This window comes from Ornithinibacillus massiliensis (assembly GCF_018310345.1).
In the GTDB taxonomy this organism is placed as follows: Bacteria; Bacillota; Bacilli; order Bacillales; family Amphibacillaceae; genus Ornithinibacillus; species Ornithinibacillus massiliensis.
In genome coordinates, this window is the sequence record NZ_JAGXBY010000001.1 from 477,848 (window position 1) to 497,213 (window position 19,366).

Below are 19,366 nucleotides of genomic sequence, written 5' to 3' on the forward strand. Positions count from 1 at the left end.
ATGGGAAAAACAGTAGCATTAAATGAGTTAACGATTGATGCAGACGAAGTGGAATTATCAAAAGCTGAAGTAGGTGGACAAAGTCGATATCAATTAAAACTAGCGTTCAAAGTGACCCATAAGGATTATCATGATGTAACTGTTGAATTATATAAAAATGACTTCCTAGTCAAAGTAGAAGGCGCTGAATTTCATGCTGAAATTCAACACTATGCTACGTCTGTTACCAACTTGTATGAGGAAGGTGCAGTAGGAGATTTTAGCTTAACATTAATAGAAAAATCGAACTAAATGATGTCAGGCTTACCTCTAGCAGGATAGTAGCATTCCTTCCTAAAAAATGCATTTGGTTGCGTCTGACTAGTAGAGAGTTTATTGATGTAAACCAAGTTAGAATAACCGTTATTCTATCTTTATCCAACAGGAACGTGTGAATATAAGGTGGGAGATTAAATATGAAGATTTTAGATATTATTGGTGAACTATTTTCAGATGAAATATCGATTGCAGTTTCTAATGGAGGGGAATACGTTTATTATCGACCTAGTAAGCGGATAGACCTTAAAATCAGTCCTGGAGATCCGGTGAAAGAAGGGAGCATTGCACATAAGGCATTTATGACCAATCAAAAGGTATCTGAATTTATTGATCGTAATGTGTTTGGGGTGCCTTATCATGGTATGGCGGTTCCTTTCCATGAGAATGGGCAGGTAGCAGGCTGTGTATTAGCGATTTTCCCAACTTATACAGACGGCAAATCGGTTATTACGTTAAAGACCAATGATGGATGGAAGCCTATTCCATTTCATGATGTATATTATTTAGAAGTAAAAGAAAGAAAAACACATGTCTATGCGAAGGCAATGTGTGGGACACATAAAAATACATTACAAGAGTTTGAATATAATCTACCCCGGGATGTGTTTATTCGTTGTCATCGTTCTTATATTGTGAATGTCCATTATATCAAGGAAATCTTTCCTGATACACATTCTACATTTTTATTAGAAATGGTAAATGGGGATAGTATTCCAGTTAGCCAATCCTATTCTAGTCATTTCAGGAAAATGTTGGGATTCTAAAATCTTCTGTTTTAGTTTTCGTTTATTCTAGGTTAAACAAAAATCCAGTCATTCCATCAAAATTCCCCAAATTCAGAATTTGATGCGTTAAACTAATTGAAAACGCTTTTATGGGGGTTGGCTATGGAAGTTTTTCAAAATCGAATAAAGAATCCTCGCTTACTTGACCGTGTAGTCTCTGCAGAAGAAGCGGCATCCTGGATACAGGATGGTATGACATTAGGGTTAAGTGGATTTACTCGTGCTGGGGATGTAAAAGCAGTACCAATGGCACTAGTGAAACGTGCTGAAGCGGGAGAGAAGTTTAAGGTTAATGTATTTACTGGGGCTTCACTTGGGTCTGATGTAGATAAGATGTTTGCCGAGGTTGGCATTATTCATAAGCGTCTACCTTTCCAGGCAGATCCAACCATGAGGAAGAAGATAAATGCTGGGGAGCATTTGTTTGTTGATCATCATTTATCACATACAGCAGAATTACTTCGAGCAAATGTGGTGGAACGAGTTGATTATGCGATTTTAGAAGCGATTTCCATTACGGAAGATGGCATGCTCATTCCGACAACTTCTATCGGTAATTCGGTGGCTTTTGCTGAAAATGCAGAATCCATTATTGTGGAGATAAATCTGGCGCAATCTGAATTGTTAGAGGGTCTACATGATGTATATAGCCCGGGTAAACAAGGGGAACGTGATCCAATTCCATTAACCAAGGCAAATGATCGAATTGGAACACTAGGAATACCTGTAGACGAAAGTAAGATTAAAGGGATCGTCTTTACCAATCAAGTAGATTCCCCATCGACGATAGTACCACCAGATGAAGAAACACAAATCATGGCTAATCACTTACTAGATTTTCTTCGTAAAGAGATTGCTAAAGGCCGGTTAACTGAAAAACTAGCACCATTGCAATCGGGGATAGGTTCAGTCGCCAATGCTGTATTACATGGCATGATAGAATCCGAGTTTACAAACTTAGAAGTGTACTCGGAAGTATTACAGGATGCGGTATTCGATTTAATGGATGCAGGAAAAGTGGATGTGGCATCTTGCTGCTCTATTACATTATCAGAGGAAAAGATGAATCAAGTCTATCGTAATTTTGAGAAATACCGTGATAAGTTAATCATGCGTCCACAGGAGATTTCCAATCATCCTGAAATTATTAGACGTCTCGGACTAATTTCGATTAATACGGCGTTAGAGTTTGATATTTATGGAAATGTGAACTCGACACATGTGTCCGGTACAAGGATGATGAATGGAATTGGTGGCTCTGGTGACTTTGCTCGTAATGCAAGGCTAGCTATCTTTGTTACTAAATCTATAGCAAAAGGCGGAGCTATTTCCAGTATCGTTCCATTTGTATCTCACGTGGACCATACCGAACATGATGTGGATGTGGTAGTAACAGAGCAAGGTTATGCAGATTTACGTGGGCTTGCACCACGTGAGCGAGTACCTTTGATCATCGAAAATTGTGCACATCCAACATACCGACCGCAGCTGTGGAAATATTACGAGGAAGCACTAGAACGGGGTGGGCAGACCCCACATGTGCTGGAAAAGGCATTTTCATGGCATGGAAATTTTGCGAAATATGGTTCCATGCTAGAGGCGGAAACGGTGACGAAATAGCTTTTTAAAGAAAAAGGGGGCAGATGGATTGGCTACCGAGTAGATAGTCAATTCCATGATAACGGTAATCTTGGGGCAGCTTGATTACTGACGATAAAAGGGTTTTGTTTTATATAGAACGAAAAAACCGATTAGCTTTCTGGGGAGGGAGCTAATCGGTTTTTAAATTTATTCTAGACTATTACATGCTGTTCATTACTACTTTCCTACTAATGCTTCTTTTGCTTTTGGTCTACTCTCTTTATCACTTAATACATACACGGTGTCACCTTTTTGAATTACCGTTTCTCCTGTCGGTGTGATGAGCTTGTTGTTCCGGGTTACACCAATAATTAATGTATCCTTAGGTAAATCCAGCGTATTAAGGGAGAGCCCATTGGCAGGACTTCCTTTTACAATCGTCATTTTCATTATCTCAGACTCTGTCGTTCCAAGATTGATTAATTCAATACTTGGTGCTGTTTCATCTTGGTCATTATCCAGTCCTAGCTTTTTAGCGAGCCAAGGTAAAGATCCCCCTTGGACGAGAGCGGAGAAGAAGACAACGAAGAACACCGCATTGAAAATCAATTCACTATTTTCTACCCCAGCAATAATTGGGTAGGTACCAAGAACAATCGGTACGGCTCCCTTTAACCCTGCCCATGATATAAAAACTTTTTCTTTTAGATTATATTTCATGAACATCATACTGATAAAGATCGCAACAGGACGGGCAATAAACATTAAGATTATCGCTAATAGAATTCCTTGCCAGATGACATCGACAAGATGGCTTGGGAAAACTAATAGACCTAGTAGGATGAACATTACAATCTGCATCATCCAGGCGAAACCTTCATTAAAGCGGGTAATGGTAAAGCGATAGGTTAGATCACTATTGCCCACAAATACAGCCATGACATAAACCGCTAGTAGTCCACTTCCACCTACAAAATCGGTGAAGGCATAGGTGAAGATTGCAGCACCCATTGCTAGAACAGGATAGAGTCCCGATGTATCTAATTTAATATTATTGATGATAGCAACTGTTATTTTACCAAAGAGTAAACCGAGCAATAATCCTAATCCCATTTGAAGGAAGAAGCTACCAATCGCCATCCAAATAGAAGCATCTGGTGATTGAATCAATTCAATTAGTGCTACTGTTAAAAATACTGCCATTGGATCATTTGACCCTGATTCTGCTTCTAGTGTAGCAGTGAGTCGCTTTTTGAAATTCGTGTTTCCTAATACGGAGAATACTGCAGCGGCATCTGTGGAACCAACAATTGCTCCAAAGAGCATCCCTTCTAATAACGAGAGGTTAAAGATATACATAGCGGCTAAACCAGTAATAACCGTTGTTAATAGCACGCCTAGCGTTGCTAAAACACCAGCTGGTCCAATAATTGGTCTGATGCTGGTCCACTTGGTTTGCGTACCACCATCAAATAGGATGACGATTAATGCCATAATTCCAATTAATTGGGTTAATTTAACATCATCAAAATAAATATAGCCATTCATAAGCATTCCGGCTAATAAAAACAGAATAAGTGCAGGTAGACCGAGTCGAGAAGAGAATTTGGTGGCTAGAACACCGATGATTAACATAGCGGAAAATAGAAAAATTAGTGTTTCTATGCTTAGGTTCATATGATTCCTCCGATGCAAAAAGATACTATCTTAATGATAAACTAAAATTGCTAAAAAACAAAATGTAAGCAACTTTTTTGATGGAAAATCTTTTAAATACGAATACTTCTCTACTACATGGTACAATATGATTCATGATAAATCGTAAAGAGGGAATAAACAATGACGAAAATAAATGCCTTACCATTTACCGTATCGAAGACGGAAAACTTCTTTGACCGACTAGGTGATTATGTTGGAGATGTTTTCTATGATATTTTACCGGAACAAGGATACGAATTACGTGATGAACAAATCTATATGGCTTTTCAATTGGAGCAAGCTTTTAAGAATAAACGAACAATCTTTGCGGAGGCAGGAGTTGGTACAGGAAAGACGTTTGTTTATTTGATTTATGCAATATGCTATGCACGTTATATAGGCAAGCCAGCAATTATCTCCTGTGCTGATGAAACTCTTATTGAACAGCTTGTCAAACAAGGTGGAGATATAGAGAAACTAGAAAAGGCACTTGGGATTGAAGTTGATGTCAGGCTTGCTAAGGCGAGAGAGAATTATGTTTGTGCACGAAAGCTGGACCGGGTTGCGGAAATTACAGATAACGAGGATATCATAAGAGTACATGATGAAATTCCGGACTTTGTTTATGATTATAGTTCTGCTAAGAAGATTTTTGAACGATATGGAGACAGGAAAGAATATCCGTGGGTTTCGGATGAAACATGGGAGAAAATTGCATGGGATCCTCTGCAGCAATGTTCTACCTGTGAACTAAGACATCGCAGTGGGCAAACATTAAACAGGGAATATTATCGTCATGCCAAGGATTTAATCATCTGTTCCCATGATTTTTATATGGAGCATGTTTGGACGAAGGAATCTCGTAAGCGTGAAGGTCAGATTCCATTACTACCAGAGGCAAGTGCGGTTATCTTTGACGAAGGACATCTATTAGAATTTGCTGCGCAAAAGGGATTAACGTATCGTTTTCATTCGGAAACATTACATAATGTTCTTACAGGATACATGGGCCAGGACGTTCGTGAGGAATCGCTTTATTTGATTGAAGATATCCTAACCTTACATGAGGATTGGTTTGATCTGCTAGGTAGTGTGGCAATAGATGTAGTAGGCTCTAACCGGAAAGAAATTGAATTATCAGATCGTATGCTAGCTATCGCTTCTAGCTTATTTGAAAAAGTGGAAAAACTTCTCGATCAGCTAGTATTTGATTCGGAGATGTTTACGATAGATGGCTACCATCTAAAGATTATTGAAGAATACTTGGAGTTCTATCATTATGGTTTATCCATTTTCTTAAAAGAAGATGAGGGTATCTTCTGGTTGGAAGAAACACGTGATACGACAACATTAGTCATGATGCCTAGATTGGTAGAAGATGTGTTGAAAAAGGAAGTATTTTCCAAGGGCATTCCATTTGTCTTTTCATCTGCCACCCTTTCTCAAGGTGGAGATTTCTCCTATCTGGCAAACAGTTTAGGAATAGATACGTATGATTCGTTTTCTGTTGATTCACCATTTGATTATGAACAGCAAATGAAGATGAATGCCTATATGGAGAATACAAAAGAAGATAAATGGCTCACTATACAAAAGCAAATGGAGCAAAATAATGGAAGTACACTTCTCTTATTTTCAACCGTAGAAGAAATGGATGATTTCCGCATATGGTCGAACCAGAAATCATGGGTGCAACCTATTTATTTCGAAGGCGATCAAGAAATAAGTGAGACCGTACGAAGATTCCAAGAAAATCCAGAATCCGTGCTATGTGCGTATCATTTATGGGAAGGCTTAGATATTCCGGGCGAGGCATTAACACAGGTTATTATCGCTTCCTTACCATTCCCGCCAAAAGATCCAGTGTTTAAAGCAAAACGGAAACATGCAATCGACCCAGAACGAGAAGTAGATGCACCTTATATGCTATTGCGATTACGCCAAGGAATTGGCCGACTAATTCGAACAAGCACCGATTATGGAATAGTTCACCTATGGATGAGAAAAGAAGAACGAGATACCTATAAAGAAGTAATCGATGAAATTGCCCCAGTTACGATAACCTGGGATTAAAATAGTCATCACATTAGACCCCCCGGCCTTGGCATGGGGGTTTTTACCATGACATTATTCAGGGATTCTTGTCCGTTGAGGTTATAGGGGAGGGTAATTAGTGCCTTTTATGGGAAAGCTAGCATGAAAAGGTAACAGAGGGGAGTGATCAATGCTCATAATGGGAGATGTAAGCGTGAAAAGGTAGCAGAGGAGAGTTATCAGTGCCCATAATGGGAGACCACAGTATGGAAAGGTAACAGAGGGAGGTTGTCAATGCCCTTAAAGGGAGGCCCCAGTATGAAAAAGGTACAGAGGAGCGAACTCTGTTCCCCTTTTCAAGGCTACGCGCAAGAAATGGTAACAGAGGCCCGCATCCCAGCGCAATAATCGAACAGAATAGCTCACTCTGCACTCTTATCCAGAGTTTCACCCCTAAAGTCCTCACCGTCAAGTCGTCCACCTAAAGCCACAAACATTATTCTTCACGACAGTCCGCTACATATAAAAAATGATTTAGTATCTTTGCTGTTAGTCCCCAAATTACTTTATCTTGATAACGATAAAATAATTCTTCAAAATGCCGTGTCTGCCAGTTGTATTTTTCGCCACCTACGATTAGATCAAAGGGGAAGTTTTCTTCTGGAATCACTTCTACGTTAACTTTATACGATTCCGGTTTTGTTTGTTTGAGGTATGAGATTGGAACATAGAATACTTCGCCAACTTCAGACTCATTCGGTGCGATTTGGTTTATGTTCGTAATTCTTCCCACGTATGGATAGATGATTCTCCCCATATCCGCTACGACATAATCAATTGGGGTCACATCCGTTATTTGATCATAGTGGATTCCTAGCTCTTCAGTAGTTTCTCTTATTGCACAGTCCATCGGGGATGCGTCTTCTGGGTCCATCCTCCCGCCAGGAAAGCAAATATCCCCGGGTTGTCTCCTTAATTGCATAGATCGGACCTCAAATAAGATATGTGCTTCACCTTCTATTTCAACAAGTGGAATGAGAACAGCGGATTGCTTAAAATTCTCCCTGCCCATAATACCGGGTTCCCTAGTAGCTAAATGCTTCAAAATCGTTTCGATGTTCACGATTCCCCCTCCAGTACGTGGTTGTTATTATATTCATTATACTATGTAAACCAATATTATTCATTTTCCATAAAGGGGTTAAAGTGTAAAAGAAAGTAAATAATTTATGTTTTATTTTCTTAGAAATAGACAATCTAAGGATGTGCGAATTAGAAAGGTGGCACAATGAATGAACTTTATAAGGAGGATGGCAATGGGAATCCTAAGTGGAAATCCACAAGATGAACCGATGCATTATGGTGAGGTATTTGGAGCTTGGACAGCTGTTGCTGCTGGAAAAGCTATGATTGCAGCGTACCAAACCTTGCTAAATCACGCAGGGGACGAAGATTTAAAGAAATTAATACAAGAAGCCATTGATCTCGGAAAACAGGAAGTGTCCGATATTGAAATGCTGCTAAAAAATAATGGAATTGGTTTACCGCCTACCCCACCTGAACGTCCAAATGCGGACTTGGAGTCCATTCCAACTGGTGCACGTTTTATGGATAACGAAATTGCTGCTAAAATGTCAGCTGATGTTGCTGCAGGGTTAATAGCGGCTAGTGAAATGATTGGACAATCAGTTCGTGAGGATATTGCAACACTATTCGGTACGATTCATAATCAAAAGGCAGCTTTAGGTACAAAGATTCTTCGTTTGAATAAAGATAAAGGATGGCTTGTCCCGCCACCGTTACACCTATCTAATGTGGATGAAAAATAATAGAGAAATTTTTTATGGTGGTGATGAAAATCATCACCTTTTATCATGTAGTCCGATACTCTGAGCGTTTTACAAAACAGATCGCGGGCTCTCAATATGACATTTGTCATATGAAGAAACTGACGAATGTGACTTAAAACGGACAACCTCTCCGATTATTATTAAAGATAATATATGAATGAAATAGGGGGAACAAGATGAGTAAAGAAAAGCAGGCACAATTAAGAAAAAGTGTAACACCATATGCAAAGTCAAACACTAAAGCCAGTATTATTCAGATCTTGAATACAATCATTCCGTTTATTCTCCTTTGGTTTCTCGCCTATCAAAGCCTTTCCATATCGATTTGGTTAACGATAGCTCTATCCATTATCGCTGCAGGTTTTGTTGTGCGAACGTTTATTATTTTCCATGACTGTACCCATATGTCCTTTTTCAAAAATAAAAAGGCCAATCGAATTGTTGGTACGATTACGGGAATTATCACCCATTTTGCATTTGAAAAGTGGAAATGGAGTCATTCTATCCATCATGCAACAAGCAGCAATTTAGACAAACGCGGAATCGGTGATGTCTGGGTAATGACGGTTGATGAGTATGTAGAAGCCTCTACATGGAAAAGGATAGTTTATCGTCTTTACCGAAATCCAATCGTCATGTTCGGGCTAGGTCCTCTTTATTTATTTTTAATCTCGAATCGATTTAATCGTAAAGGGGCAAAGCGAAAAGAGCGGTTCAATACGTATTTAATCAATTTATTCATTGCAGCTATTTATGCCCTTTTGATTTGGGCGATAGGCTGGCAGGCATTTTTAATTATTCAAGTCCCTATTTTATTTATTGCAGGTGCGGCAGGCATTTGGTTGTTTTATGTTCAACATCAGTTCGAGGATTCCTACTTTGAGAATGAAGAGGAATGGGATTATGTGAAGGCTGCTGTTGATGGGAGCTCTTATTACAAGCTTCCTAAGATTATCGAATGGTTAACAGGTAGTATTGGGTATCATCATGTACACCACTTAAGCCCAAGAGTGCCAAATTATAACCTAGAAAAGGCACATGAATCCACACCACCATTGCAAAAGGCGACAACAATCACTTTAGCAACAAGCTTAAAATCGATTCATTTCCGATTGTATGATGAAGCTAGTAAAACCTTTGTCAGTTTTAAGGAAATAAAGGATCAAGTGAAAGCGCAAAAGAACGACCTGCAGTTATCAACGAGAAGAGCTAGTATAGAAGATAAATAGTGAATTCAAAAGCCCTTTTATTATCGATGAAAGGGTTTTTGTGTGACTGGTTATCTGCTATACTCAGGAGAAATAGAACTTAGGAGGGAAAAACAGATGCAAAAATGGTATCAAATTATCTACAAGAATACAGGACTTAGCATTTATTTGTGGATTGTATTTTGTATTTTACCCTTCTATTTCATTATTCGTTACTTTACGCCAATCGAAATTTTAGTTGGCATTTTGATGGTTGTATTGTTTTTTACCACATATCGATTATCGTTTATCAAAAAAGGCTGGACGGTTTATTTGTCTGTTGGAATAGAAATAGCAATTAGCATTGGAATGACGATTTACTTTGGATTTGTATATTTTTCTCTTTTTCTTGCCTTCTATATGGGGAATATCCAAAATAAGGCAGGGTTTATCACATTATATGTCGTTAATTTAGTTACCACTATTTCTGCAACTATTCTTGGTTTCTTTACGCAAAGCCAAATCTTCTTTTCTCAATTACCATTCATTGTAATTAGTGTTATTGGCGTAATACTTATTCCTGTTAATATATTCTACCGTATAAACAAAGAAAAGCTGGAGGACCAATTAGAGGATGCCAATAATCGAATCTCCCAATTAATGATTTTAGAAGAAAGGCAACGGATCGCTCGGGATTTACATGATACATTGGGACAAAAGCTTTCTTTAATTGGATTGAAAAGTGATTTAGCTGCAAGATTGCTTCAAAAGCATCCGGAAAAGGTCCAAAAAGAGATTCTTGATATTCATCAAACAGCAAGAACAGCATTAAAAGAAGTACGGGAAATGGTTTCCGATATGCGTACGACAAGATTAGAGGATGAAGTAATTCATGTTCAACAGGTTCTAGAGGCTGCGGAAATGGAATACGTGTTAGAAGGTAACCCGAAGCTTGAGCGTACGCCGTTATTTGTAGAAGGTGTACTCAGTATGTGTCTAAAGGAAGCTGTAACCAATATCGTAAAGCATAGCAAGGCTACATCCTGTCGAATTGTCATTCAGCAAACACCTAGTGAGATCTGTATCCAAGTACAAGATGATGGTGTTGGAATCGGAGAAATTACAGATAAAAAAGGGAATGGGCTACGTGGTATGAGAGAACGTTTAGACTTTGTTAACGGAATTTTACATATGGAAAGTGGGAATGGTACCCTACTTTCGATAAGCGTTCCAAATATTGTTCAACCATTGCCGGAGGAGAGGTTGTCATGATTCGAATTGTGATTGCAGAGGACCAACGGATGCTACTCGGAGCACTTGGTTCATTGCTAGATTTAGAGGATGATATGGAGGTTGTCGGAAAAGCCCAAGATGGAATCGAAGCCTTAGAAATGGTTAAGCTCCATCAACCGGATATTTGTATAATGGACATTGAAATGCCTTTAAAGAGTGGCTTAGATGTAGCGGAAGAATTAAAGAATGAGGCATGTAAAATCATTATATTAACAACATTTGCTAGAGCAGGTTATTTTGAACGTGCAAGGGATGCTAATGTAAGTGGATATCTATTAAAAGACAGTCCAAGTGAAGAATTGGCAAATTCAATCCGCATTATTATGGAAGGAAGAAAAATCTATGCACCTGAATTAATCGATATAGCGTTCAATAAAGAGCAAAACCCACTTTCCGATCGGGAAGAGCAGGTTATTCATTTGATTGCGGAAGGAAAGAATACAGAAGAAATAGCAAACCAGCTATACCTTACTAAGGGCACAGTGCGGAATTATGTATCGATAATCCTAGATAAATTGGAGGCTAGCAATCGAATCGAAGCTATCTCACGTTTTAAGGAAAAGGGTTGGTTTAAATAATCATCATGCTTGTTTGTTAGACCTCGCTTCTGTAGGAAGCGAGGTCTTTTATACAGGTTCTTCATCGAAAAGAGAAGCTAAAGCCTTTTTAATGCATATTTTTCTTACATAAAACAATTGACTTTATCAAATAAACATACTAACATTATAAACATAAGTTTATAATATAAACAAAAGTTTGGTTGGGTGGCGTAATATGAATTTCTCACTTAATGAAAATGAACAAAAAGTCTTTAATTTAATTAAGAAAAACCCTTTTATTTCACAGCAGGAACTGGCAAAGGAGATGAATCTATCCAGACCTTCCGTTGCGAACCTTATTTCAGGTCTAGTGAAAAAAGGTTATATTCATGGCAAAGCCTATATTGTAGGGGACGACAAACAAATTGTCTGCATAGGTGGCGCGAATGTTGACCGGAAATTTTACATAAAGGGTAAGCTTCAGCATGGGACTTCTAATCCTATTAGGTCCGTACAAAGTGCAGGTGGAGTGGCTAGAAATGTCGCAGAGAATTTAGGACGGTTAGGGAAAAATGTATCGCTACTCACGGCCAACGGAATTGACGCGGAATGGCATTTTATTGAAGAGGCTTCCTCTAGCTATATGAGCCTAACCCATACAATTCCATTAGTAAAAGAAGCGACAGGGTCTTATTCAGCTGTGATTGATCAATCGGGTGAGTTAGTATTGGCTTTAGCTGATATGGATATTTATGATTCCATTACACCGGAAGTACTACAACCAAAGCTTTCTAAGTTCTCCCTGGCAAGATGTTTCGTAGTTGATTTGAACTTGCCTATGGATACGTTAGCTTCTATCAAACAGTTTGCCTTAAGTAGAAATATTCCACTAGTATTTATTGCGGTATCTGCCCCGAAGATGGACAGACTACCGAAAGACTTACAAGGACTAACCTGGTTAATTACGAACTGTGATGAAACCGAGGCCTTTTTCAATATCGCTATTAAGACTAAGGCAGACTGGCAAGAAGCAGCTCATAAATGGTTGCAATTAGGAATTGAAAATATTGTGGTAACCAATGGGAAAGAAGGAGCGCTAATCGGGAATTTAGAAGAAGGAATTCATCATATGCCAGCAATAGATGTGGCGAATGTCCATGATGTTACAGGGGCAGGAGATGCTTTTTCTGCAGGGGTAATCTATGCATGGCTGGAAGGGGAAAGTCTTCCTACTATTGCGAAGGCAGCTGCCGTTAATTCTTGTAAAACAATCCAGACCAACTATACCGTAAGACAAGATTTAACACCTCAACAACTTAAATTAGATATGGAGGAAGTAGAATGAAACATTATGTAGAACTATCAGCAGAAGTAAAACAAGCGAAGGAACAAGGAAAACCGGTAGTTGCATTGGAATCAACTATCATCTCTCATGGGATGCCATATCCACAAAACGTGCAAACAGCTCGTGAAGTAGAACAAATCATTCGTGACAATGGTGCTGTACCTGCTACGATAGCATTGATTGATGGGAAAATTAAAATAGGTTTAACAGATGAGGAATTAGAGCAATTTGGCAATAGTCAAGGTGTTGCGAAGGTTTCCCGTCGTGACCTTCCATATATTTTAGCTACGAAGCAATTAGGAGCAACTACAGTAGCTGCTACGATGATTTGTGCAGAGCTTGCTGATATTAATATATTTGTTACGGGAGGTATTGGTGGTGTACACCGAGGAGCAGAAACGACAATGGATATTTCAGCAGATTTAGAAGAGCTTGCACAAACGAATGTAGCAGTAGTATGTGCTGGAGCTAAATCCATTCTCGATTTAGGACTAACAATGGAATACCTAGAAACAAAAGGGGTTCCAGTAATCGGTTACCAGACAGAAGTTTTACCAGCATTTTATACGAGAACAAGCGAATATCCGGTAAACTTCTCAGCGGAGAACGTAGATGTCATGGCGAAGACATTAAAATCAAAATGGGATTTAAAGCTTCAAGGTGGAGCAGTTATTGCTAACCCAATCCCGGAAGAGCATGCAATGCCTGAAGAAGTAATTAATCATGCCATTGCTTCAGCCGTAAAGGAAGCAGATGAAAAAGGGATAACTGGAAAGGACACAACTCCATTCCTACTTGGAAAGATTAAAGAAATTACAGGCGGAAAGAGTTTAGATTCTAATATTGCACTTGTTAAAAATAATGCAGTATTAGGTGCGAAATTAGCCGTAGAGCTAAATTCACTAGTCTAATCTATGGAAGTAGTGCAGACATAACGATAAGATAGAGACCCGAATGAAGCACAACGTTATACTGACATATCCTCTCATGAAAAGTTAAGGATATGTTAGTGTGATATTGTAGAGTCATTCGGGTTTTTTAACGTGGATAAGCCCATGCTGTTTTTACTCACCTTCCCCTTGACCTTCAAGTTACTTTAAGGTTTATCTTAAATGTAGGAGGGAATGAGATGCTATCTATACAAGAATTTTCCAAAAGAAGTGGAATACCGAAAAGCACGCTACGTTTCTATGAAGAAAAGGGCTTACTGATGCCCAATAGAAAGGAAGGGAACGGTTATCGGGTATATCAAGAAGAACAAATAGACCTTGCTAGATTAATTGTAAGTTTGCGCTTAGCAAATGTGCCGATAAGTGACATTCAAACATATCTCTTAGCCACTGAGCCTGCTCAGGAGCAAATGAAACAATCATGGATTCGTCTATTAAACCAGCAAAAAGCATTACTGGATGTGCAAATTAAGTTCTTAGAGAGTAACAGTTCCATAAAGGAATTCTTTTTATATGAACGAAAACGGGAGAGAGTGGTCTGGTTTTTGGCTGAAGGTCATCAGGGGGAATTCGGAGCAGCGTTATTAAGGGGAATAGAAGAGCTAAATAAGTATAATGTGGCGGTTCGAAATTCTTACTTACAATATGCGTCTGGAACGGAAACGGTAAAAGCATGGATAGGCTTTGGAATCGATAATTCCAGTGACATTTCGAGCAGTACCTTATTTGAAAAAGAAGAAATGATCAATGAAGCTCTATGTGTAGCGACAACCTTTCAAGGAGACTTTTCCAACATTGGTAGTGTTTATCGTAGTCTTATGAAATATGTTAGTGACAATGGTTATATTTCTACTGGCTCCTTGATGGAAAAGTATCACGGAGATAACTTAAAGCAAGTCACGATGATGATACCAGTAATGAAATTAGGGGGAGAATAAATGAGAAAGAAACTATTTGTACATGTAGTGGAATTAGAGGGGACCAATTATGAAATTGGCCGTTTACAGGCAGAGCATATAGAATTCGGTCATCGGTTTGATGAGCTTCAGGCTACTTCTTCTAAGACAGACGCAGAAGAAATCTATACTTTATTAAAGCGGGATTTTTCAAGTTTTTTAGAAGAGTTGCAGGGCCTAGCAGCTGGGTTAGAGCTGGATTTTTATACGATATTACGAATGTACAGTGGATACAATCTATCATTACCCTCCATGGGATGTACAGCCTTCTCACAGGGGAGCTACTATGTTCGCAATTATGATTTTACCCCAGAACTATATGACGGCCGTTTGGTTTTCCATAAGCCAGAAAAGGGCTATGCAAGTATCGGGTTTAGCCAACAAATGGTCGGTAGACTAGATGGAATGAATGAGCATGGGCTAGTTGTTGGATTACACTTAGTAAACGAACGCCATACCGGTATTGGTTTTATCGCGACAACCATTGTCCGACTAGTTTTAGAGCATTGTAAAAACGTGATAGAAGCAGCAGACTTTATAACGAAGCTTCCACATGGCTATTGTTATAACTATTCATTGACCGATCGTTCTGGAAAGAATTGTCTAATAGAGGCTACGCCAAATGAACAATTGGTACAATATCCATCCGATTTAATGTGTACGAACCACTTCAATACAGAACAATTAACCGGCAAAAACAGGTCCTATATTGCATCCTCTGTACACCGTCAGCATATCCTCCAAGGATTTAAAGCTGAACCCCTATCACCAGAAGAAGCGTTTCGAAGGTTTAACAACGAAGATTCTCCACTCTTTTACAAAGACTATCATCATTTCTTTGGTACGTTACACACCGTAGTTTACATGCCTGAAAAATTAGAGGTTATAGTTGGAATAGGCGGAAATGCTAAACCAACTAGATTTTCCTTAGCGAAATGGCTTAGTGGTAGGTTAAATGTAGGAAAGACGCTACTAGGCGAAATAGATTATCAACAAAATCATACTAGTCATGATTAAATGAATCAATTGGTAAATAATACAAGCGTAACGATGATGAAAAGGAGAATGAATATGGTAAAACTAGCGGTGATTTATTACAGTTCTACAGGTATTAACTATCAGCTTGCAAAATGGGCAGAAGAAGCGGGAAAAGAAGCAGGTGCTGAGGTGAAAGTGGTAAAAGTACCAGAGCTTGCACCAGAAGCAGCTATTGCATCTAACCCTGCATGGAAGGAACATTACGAAGCAACAAAGGATGTACCAGAAGCAACTAGTGATGACATTGAATGGGCCGATGCGATTATCTTTAGCGCGCCAACTCGCTTTGGTAATGTTCCGTCTCAAATGAAGCAATTCATTGATACACAAGGTGGTCTTTGGGCGTCTGGGAAAACGGTAAATAAAGTAGTTAGTGCAATGACATCAGCACAAAACCCTCACGGCGGTCATGAAGCAACCATCCTGGCACTATATACATCGATGATGCATTGGGGTGCAATCATCGTACCTCCTGGATATACCGACCAGGTACTATTTCAAGCAGGTGGCAATCCGTATGGAACCAGTGTATCTCAGGGTCAAGATGGAAAAATGGTGGAAGATGTTCAAGGTGCAGTCAAACATCAAGTGAAACGAACACTAGAAATTGCTCAAAAGGTAGCAGGCAGCTGAAAAGTTTGAGAAAGGTGGTATAGAGCTTAATAGCTTTATACCATCTTTTTTGTAGATAGGAAAATAAATTCTTTCTCGCTAGTAGTAGAAAAAGCTAATACATTAGCTATGAGCGAATGTGTTGGCTTTTTTATTTTCTACCAGCAATTGATTCATAAATAATGATTCCTAACAATTAATAGATGACAGAATTGCCTGTGTTCCGTAAAATGTTATGAGAGGAGGAGCGTCTACAAATGAATCCATTAAGAAAAGCATGTGCTAGAATTTCAGAACATCCTGTTTTCACGAATACGATAATTGTATTAATTATGATAAATGCTATATTAGTAGGGTTAGAGACTTACGCAGGTATAGCGAGCAAATACCACGATTGGATCTATTTAGGTGACAAGCTGTTATTATGGATATTTACAATCGAAATTATTATCCGTCTAATCGGAAGGAAATCGATAAAGGGATTTTTAAAGGATCCATGGAACATATTTGATTTTGTTATTGTGACATTAGGTCATGTCCTAGTTGGTAGTCATTATGTAACAGTACTTCGTATTATCCGAGTACTAAGGGTGCTTCGTGCAGTGTCTGTTATACCTTCGCTCCGAAAAATGGTTAATGCATTAATTTTAACCATCCCTTCTATGGGTACGATTGTATTGTTATTAAGTATATTCTTTTATATTTATGGCGTTATTGGTACGATGTTATTCAACGAAATTGCACCTGAGTATTTTGGAACGTTGCATGACTCTCTGCTCTCCCTTTTCCAGGTCATTACACTGGAATCCTGGGCAAGTGGTGTCATGAGGCCAATACTAGCGGAGGATCCTTCCTCATGGTGGTATTTTGTTACATTCATTATGATTGGCTCGTTTGTTATTGTAAATTTATTTATTGGTGTTATTGTCAATAATGTCGAAGAGGCAAATCGTGAAGAAAGCCCTTCTCCAACTGATATTAAGCTTGCTGAAGTACAGAAAGAGCTAGCGGAGATTAAAGAACTTCTAAACAAGAAAAACTAACTAAAAGTCCCTCTATGTGATCACATAAGAGGGAGATTTTTTTGAGAAGATAGGAAAGTATAAAGTCTTTCTCGATTGTGTAAAAAAACGAATTTTACTAATGATAGTTTCGTAATAAAGGAGGATATGATGGGGCAAGAAATGAAAATTAATCGGCCAAAATTACCAGCAGATTTACCAATCACAGCTTTTCAGCCTTCGGAAGATGGATATTATGATAATTGCATGTTCAAAGATTGCTTGATTTCGAGTGAGGATATCGATAGGGCGCGTTTTGATCAAGTTGTATTTGATCATGTTACCTTGGAAGGGGATTTTTCCCATATTGAATTAACCGATTGTCTCTTTATTCAATGTGATCTTTCCAATGTTGATTTTACGAAATCCAGTATCCATCGGGTTGAGTTCAAGCAGTCCAAATTAATTGGGATTGGATTGGCGGAATCAAGCCTAGGGAATGTTGTTTTTGAAAGCTGCCAGTTAAATTTTAGTGCATATGGATACGCTAAATTAAAACAAGTACGTTTTCTCGATTGTACAATGAAAAATAGCGATTTTTACGAATGTAAATTTGAAAAGGTCGACTTACAGTATTCCGATATTGAAGATGCGAATTTTTCCAATACTAGGCTAAAAGGTGTCGACCTATCCACTTGTAAATTTGAAAGATTACAAGTCTCATTAGAAAGTATGCAAGGCTGTAAAGTCTCCACCGAACAAGCTCTTGGCTTTGTGAGACTATTAGGTTTAGAGATTAAGGAATAGATATTGGAACGCGAAGCTATCAACAAGATAAATCCTTAGGAAGAAAAAAGAACACAGAACGCTCTCTGTGCCCTAAATGAGGAAAGAAAGCCGAAAAAGGTAATAGAGAGCGCCTCTCTGTGCCCTAAATGAGGAAGGAAAGCGAAAAAAGGTAACGGTGAAGCTTAATCCGTTACCTTTCTTCTTTTCTCACTACCTTCATTCACTTCATCAAATTCCCGACAATCTCAAAGGAGCGTAGACGGTCCTCAAGATGGAAAATTTGCGATCCGATGATTAATTCATCGGCTTGTGTTTCTTCGATAAAGCTCTCTATTCCTTTTCGTACGGTGTCAGGGCTTCCGACAATGGTTGTTTTTGGATCAAGGGTTTCCGAAACTGCTGCAATTTCTCCTGGTGAATACAGATCTTCCAGATTCTTCACTGGTGGCTGCAGTTTTCCGGGATTACCACGACGTAGATTTAAGAATTGTTGCTGTTGAGATGTGGCAATAAACTGAGCCTTTTCATCTGTATCTGCAGCTATTACATTTATACCTAGCATAACATATGGCTTTTCCAGTACCTTAGATGGCTGGAAGTTATCGCGATATAACTTTAGTGCTTGGAATAAATATGCAGGTGCAAAATGACTAGCAAAGGAGAAAGGTAATCCTTTGTGTGCCGCAAGTTGTGCACTAAAACCACTAGACCCAAGTAACCAAAGCGGAACGTTCGCACCTTGGCCAGGTATGGCTTTCACTCGTGAAACTGGCTCATCAGAGAAGTAATCCTGCAATTCATTAACTTGCATAGGAAAATCCTCTACACTCGCATTTAAGGTTCTCCGTAATGCATAGGCAGTTGCTTGGTCACTACCAGGTGCTCTTCCTAGGCCGAGATCAATTCTTCCAGGGTATAAGGCTTCCAATGTCCCAAATTGTTCAGCGATTACTAGTGTCGCATGATTTGGAAGCATGACTCCCCCTGCTCCGACACGAATGTGCTTAGTTGCCCCAGCAATATGGCCAATGACAACAGAAGTAGCAGAGCTAGCAATACCAGGCATATTATGATGTTCGGCTAGCCAATAACGATTAAACCCCCATTTTTCTGCATGCTGTGCTAATTCTACACTATTTTTAAAGGACTCACTAGCATTACTTCCTTCTGTAATGGGTGCAAGATCTAAAACAGAAAGTGGTATATGATGAAAAGTTTTTGCATGATTTGATATCAAATTCATTCACTCCTTTTATGCGCTCTTCGTAAGCAATAATAAATATATTAAAGGCTATAGTCCAATTTAACGCTTGAAAACTAACGTGTTACTATGTTAACGTTTACAACCATTGATATAAAAAGGTTTGCATAAATATAACTTTCTGAATAT

The 19,366-nt window shown here is 38.8% G+C and carries 18 protein-coding genes; 15 read left to right on the plus strand and 3 right to left on the minus strand.

Annotated features, from left to right (window positions below; translation table 11 throughout):
• From KGF86_RS02385 to scpC, 3 genes are all read left to right on the plus strand, one after another.
• Nucleotides 1-291, plus strand: a complete 291-nt coding sequence (locus tag KGF86_RS02385) for a DUF3219 family protein (protein ID WP_186868144.1) — start codon at nucleotides 1-3, stop codon at nucleotides 289-291.
• A gap of 164 nt (nucleotides 292-455) precedes the next feature.
• A complete protein-coding gene (locus tag KGF86_RS02390) occupies nucleotides 456-1,082 on the plus strand; it encodes a LytTR family DNA-binding domain-containing protein (RefSeq protein WP_211741059.1) in 627 nt (208 codons plus the stop codon).
• A gap of 123 nt (nucleotides 1,083-1,205) precedes the next feature.
• Nucleotides 1,206-2,723 (plus strand): succinyl-CoA:acetate CoA-transferase ScpC, encoded by a 1,518-nt coding sequence (gene scpC, locus KGF86_RS02395; RefSeq protein WP_211741060.1) that lies wholly within the window; start codon nucleotides 1,206-1,208, stop codon nucleotides 2,721-2,723.
• A 198-nt stretch (nucleotides 2,724-2,921) separates the two neighbouring features.
• Here scpC and KGF86_RS02400 read toward each other — a convergent pair whose 3' ends face one another.
• On the minus strand, nucleotides 2,922-4,361 hold the full coding sequence (locus KGF86_RS02400; RefSeq protein WP_186868147.1) for a potassium/proton antiporter: 1,440 nt from the start codon (nucleotides 4,359-4,361) through the stop codon (nucleotides 2,922-2,924).
• Nucleotides 4,362-4,523: 162 nt separating this feature from the next.
• Between KGF86_RS02400 and KGF86_RS02405 the strand changes: the two genes are divergently transcribed.
• Complete coding sequence (locus KGF86_RS02405) at nucleotides 4,524-6,455, plus strand: ATP-dependent DNA helicase (RefSeq protein WP_211741061.1); 1,932 nt, start codon at nucleotides 4,524-4,526, stop codon at nucleotides 6,453-6,455.
• Between the two features lie 457 nt (nucleotides 6,456-6,912).
• Here the strand turns inward: KGF86_RS02405 and KGF86_RS02410 are convergent, their stop codons facing one another.
• Nucleotides 6,913-7,539: an NUDIX domain-containing protein gene (locus KGF86_RS02410; RefSeq protein ID WP_186868149.1), complete on the minus strand. Its 627-nt coding sequence runs from the start codon at nucleotides 7,537-7,539 to the stop codon at nucleotides 6,913-6,915.
• A gap of 193 nt (nucleotides 7,540-7,732) precedes the next feature.
• On the opposite strand from KGF86_RS02410, the gene KGF86_RS02415 reads away from it, so the two are divergent.
• The 11 genes from KGF86_RS02415 to KGF86_RS02465 all read left to right on the plus strand — a co-directional run bounded on the left by KGF86_RS02415 (nucleotide 7,733) and on the right by KGF86_RS02465 (nucleotide 17,994).
• Nucleotides 7,733-8,245 carry a DUF3231 family protein gene (locus KGF86_RS02415; protein ID WP_211741062.1) on the plus strand — a complete coding sequence of 171 codons (513 nt, stop codon included), beginning with the start codon at nucleotides 7,733-7,735 and terminating at the stop codon, nucleotides 8,243-8,245.
• 197 nt (nucleotides 8,246-8,442) lie between these two features.
• Nucleotides 8,443-9,495: a Delta(5) desaturase DesA gene (desA, locus tag KGF86_RS02420; protein ID WP_211741063.1), complete on the plus strand. Its 1,053-nt coding sequence runs from the start codon at nucleotides 8,443-8,445 to the stop codon at nucleotides 9,493-9,495.
• Between the two features lie 96 nt (nucleotides 9,496-9,591).
• Nucleotides 9,592-10,725 (plus strand): sensor histidine kinase, encoded by a 1,134-nt coding sequence (locus KGF86_RS02425; protein ID WP_211741064.1) that lies wholly within the window; start codon nucleotides 9,592-9,594, stop codon nucleotides 10,723-10,725.
• On the plus strand, nucleotides 10,722-11,324 hold the full coding sequence (locus KGF86_RS02430; RefSeq protein ID WP_211741065.1) for a response regulator transcription factor: 603 nt from the start codon (nucleotides 10,722-10,724) through the stop codon (nucleotides 11,322-11,324). The genes KGF86_RS02425 and KGF86_RS02430 overlap by 4 nt, the downstream gene beginning before the upstream one ends.
• A gap of 196 nt (nucleotides 11,325-11,520) precedes the next feature.
• Nucleotides 11,521-12,630: a carbohydrate kinase gene (locus KGF86_RS02435; protein ID WP_211741066.1), complete on the plus strand. Its 1,110-nt coding sequence runs from the start codon at nucleotides 11,521-11,523 to the stop codon at nucleotides 12,628-12,630.
• Complete coding sequence (locus KGF86_RS02440) at nucleotides 12,627-13,541, plus strand: pseudouridine-5'-phosphate glycosidase (RefSeq protein ID WP_211741067.1); 915 nt, start codon at nucleotides 12,627-12,629, stop codon at nucleotides 13,539-13,541. The genes KGF86_RS02435 and KGF86_RS02440 overlap by 4 nt, the downstream gene beginning before the upstream one ends.
• A gap of 218 nt (nucleotides 13,542-13,759) precedes the next feature.
• Nucleotides 13,760-14,518 carry a helix-turn-helix domain-containing protein gene (locus KGF86_RS02445; protein WP_186868155.1) on the plus strand — a complete coding sequence of 253 codons (759 nt, stop codon included), beginning with the start codon at nucleotides 13,760-13,762 and terminating at the stop codon, nucleotides 14,516-14,518.
• Nucleotides 14,519-15,553: a C45 family autoproteolytic acyltransferase/hydrolase gene (locus KGF86_RS02450; protein ID WP_211741068.1), complete on the plus strand. Its 1,035-nt coding sequence runs from the start codon at nucleotides 14,519-14,521 to the stop codon at nucleotides 15,551-15,553.
• Nucleotides 15,554-15,601: 48 nt separating this feature from the next.
• Nucleotides 15,602-16,207, plus strand: a complete 606-nt coding sequence (gene wrbA, locus KGF86_RS02455; RefSeq protein ID WP_186868157.1) for an NAD(P)H:quinone oxidoreductase — start codon at nucleotides 15,602-15,604, stop codon at nucleotides 16,205-16,207.
• 236 nt (nucleotides 16,208-16,443) lie between these two features.
• Complete coding sequence (locus KGF86_RS02460) at nucleotides 16,444-17,229, plus strand: ion transporter (RefSeq protein ID WP_186868158.1); 786 nt, start codon at nucleotides 16,444-16,446, stop codon at nucleotides 17,227-17,229.
• Between the two features lie 129 nt (nucleotides 17,230-17,358).
• The gene (locus KGF86_RS02465) at nucleotides 17,359-17,994 is read left to right on the plus strand and encodes a pentapeptide repeat-containing protein (RefSeq protein WP_211741069.1); all 636 of its coding nucleotides are present in this window, start codon (nucleotides 17,359-17,361) and stop codon (nucleotides 17,992-17,994) included.
• A 202-nt stretch (nucleotides 17,995-18,196) separates the two neighbouring features.
• On the opposite strand, the gene KGF86_RS02470 is transcribed toward KGF86_RS02465, so the two are convergent.
• The gene (locus KGF86_RS02470; RefSeq protein WP_211741070.1) at nucleotides 18,197-19,219 is read right to left on the minus strand and encodes an LLM class flavin-dependent oxidoreductase; all 1,023 of its coding nucleotides are present in this window, start codon (nucleotides 19,217-19,219) and stop codon (nucleotides 18,197-18,199) included.
• Nucleotides 19,220-19,366: the final 147 nt, after the last annotated feature.

What these genes read in the sequence shown, in the direction of transcription:
- KGF86_RS02385 (WP_186868144.1), top strand. Translation starts at nt 1, where the DNA reads ATGGGAAAAACAGTAGCATTAAATGAGTTAACGATTGATGCAGACGAA.
- KGF86_RS02390 (WP_211741059.1), top strand. Translation starts at nt 456, where the DNA reads ATGAAGATTTTAGATATTATTGGTGAACTATTTTCAGATGAAATATCG.
- scpC (WP_211741060.1), top strand. Translation starts at nt 1,206, where the DNA reads ATGGAAGTTTTTCAAAATCGAATAAAGAATCCTCGCTTACTTGACCGT.
- KGF86_RS02400 (WP_186868147.1), bottom strand. Translation starts at nt 4,361, where the DNA reads ATGAACCTAAGCATAGAAACACTAATTTTTCTATTTTCCGCTATGTTA.
- KGF86_RS02405 (WP_211741061.1), top strand. Translation starts at nt 4,524, where the DNA reads ATGACGAAAATAAATGCCTTACCATTTACCGTATCGAAGACGGAAAAC.
- KGF86_RS02415 (WP_211741062.1), top strand. Translation starts at nt 7,733, where the DNA reads ATGGGAATCCTAAGTGGAAATCCACAAGATGAACCGATGCATTATGGT.
- desA (WP_211741063.1), top strand. Translation starts at nt 8,443, where the DNA reads ATGAGTAAAGAAAAGCAGGCACAATTAAGAAAAAGTGTAACACCATAT.
- KGF86_RS02425 (WP_211741064.1), top strand. Translation starts at nt 9,592, where the DNA reads ATGCAAAAATGGTATCAAATTATCTACAAGAATACAGGACTTAGCATT.
- KGF86_RS02430 (WP_211741065.1), top strand. Translation starts at nt 10,722, where the DNA reads ATGATTCGAATTGTGATTGCAGAGGACCAACGGATGCTACTCGGAGCA.
- KGF86_RS02435 (WP_211741066.1), top strand. Translation starts at nt 11,521, where the DNA reads ATGAATTTCTCACTTAATGAAAATGAACAAAAAGTCTTTAATTTAATT.
- KGF86_RS02440 (WP_211741067.1), top strand. Translation starts at nt 12,627, where the DNA reads ATGAAACATTATGTAGAACTATCAGCAGAAGTAAAACAAGCGAAGGAA.
- KGF86_RS02445 (WP_186868155.1), top strand. Translation starts at nt 13,760, where the DNA reads ATGCTATCTATACAAGAATTTTCCAAAAGAAGTGGAATACCGAAAAGC.
- KGF86_RS02450 (WP_211741068.1), top strand. Translation starts at nt 14,519, where the DNA reads ATGAGAAAGAAACTATTTGTACATGTAGTGGAATTAGAGGGGACCAAT.
- wrbA (WP_186868157.1), top strand. Translation starts at nt 15,602, where the DNA reads ATGAATATGGTAAAACTAGCGGTGATTTATTACAGTTCTACAGGTATT.
- KGF86_RS02460 (WP_186868158.1), top strand. Translation starts at nt 16,444, where the DNA reads ATGAATCCATTAAGAAAAGCATGTGCTAGAATTTCAGAACATCCTGTT.
- KGF86_RS02465 (WP_211741069.1), top strand. Translation starts at nt 17,359, where the DNA reads ATGGGGCAAGAAATGAAAATTAATCGGCCAAAATTACCAGCAGATTTA.
- KGF86_RS02470 (WP_211741070.1), bottom strand. Translation starts at nt 19,219, where the DNA reads ATGAATTTGATATCAAATCATGCAAAAACTTTTCATCATATACCACTT.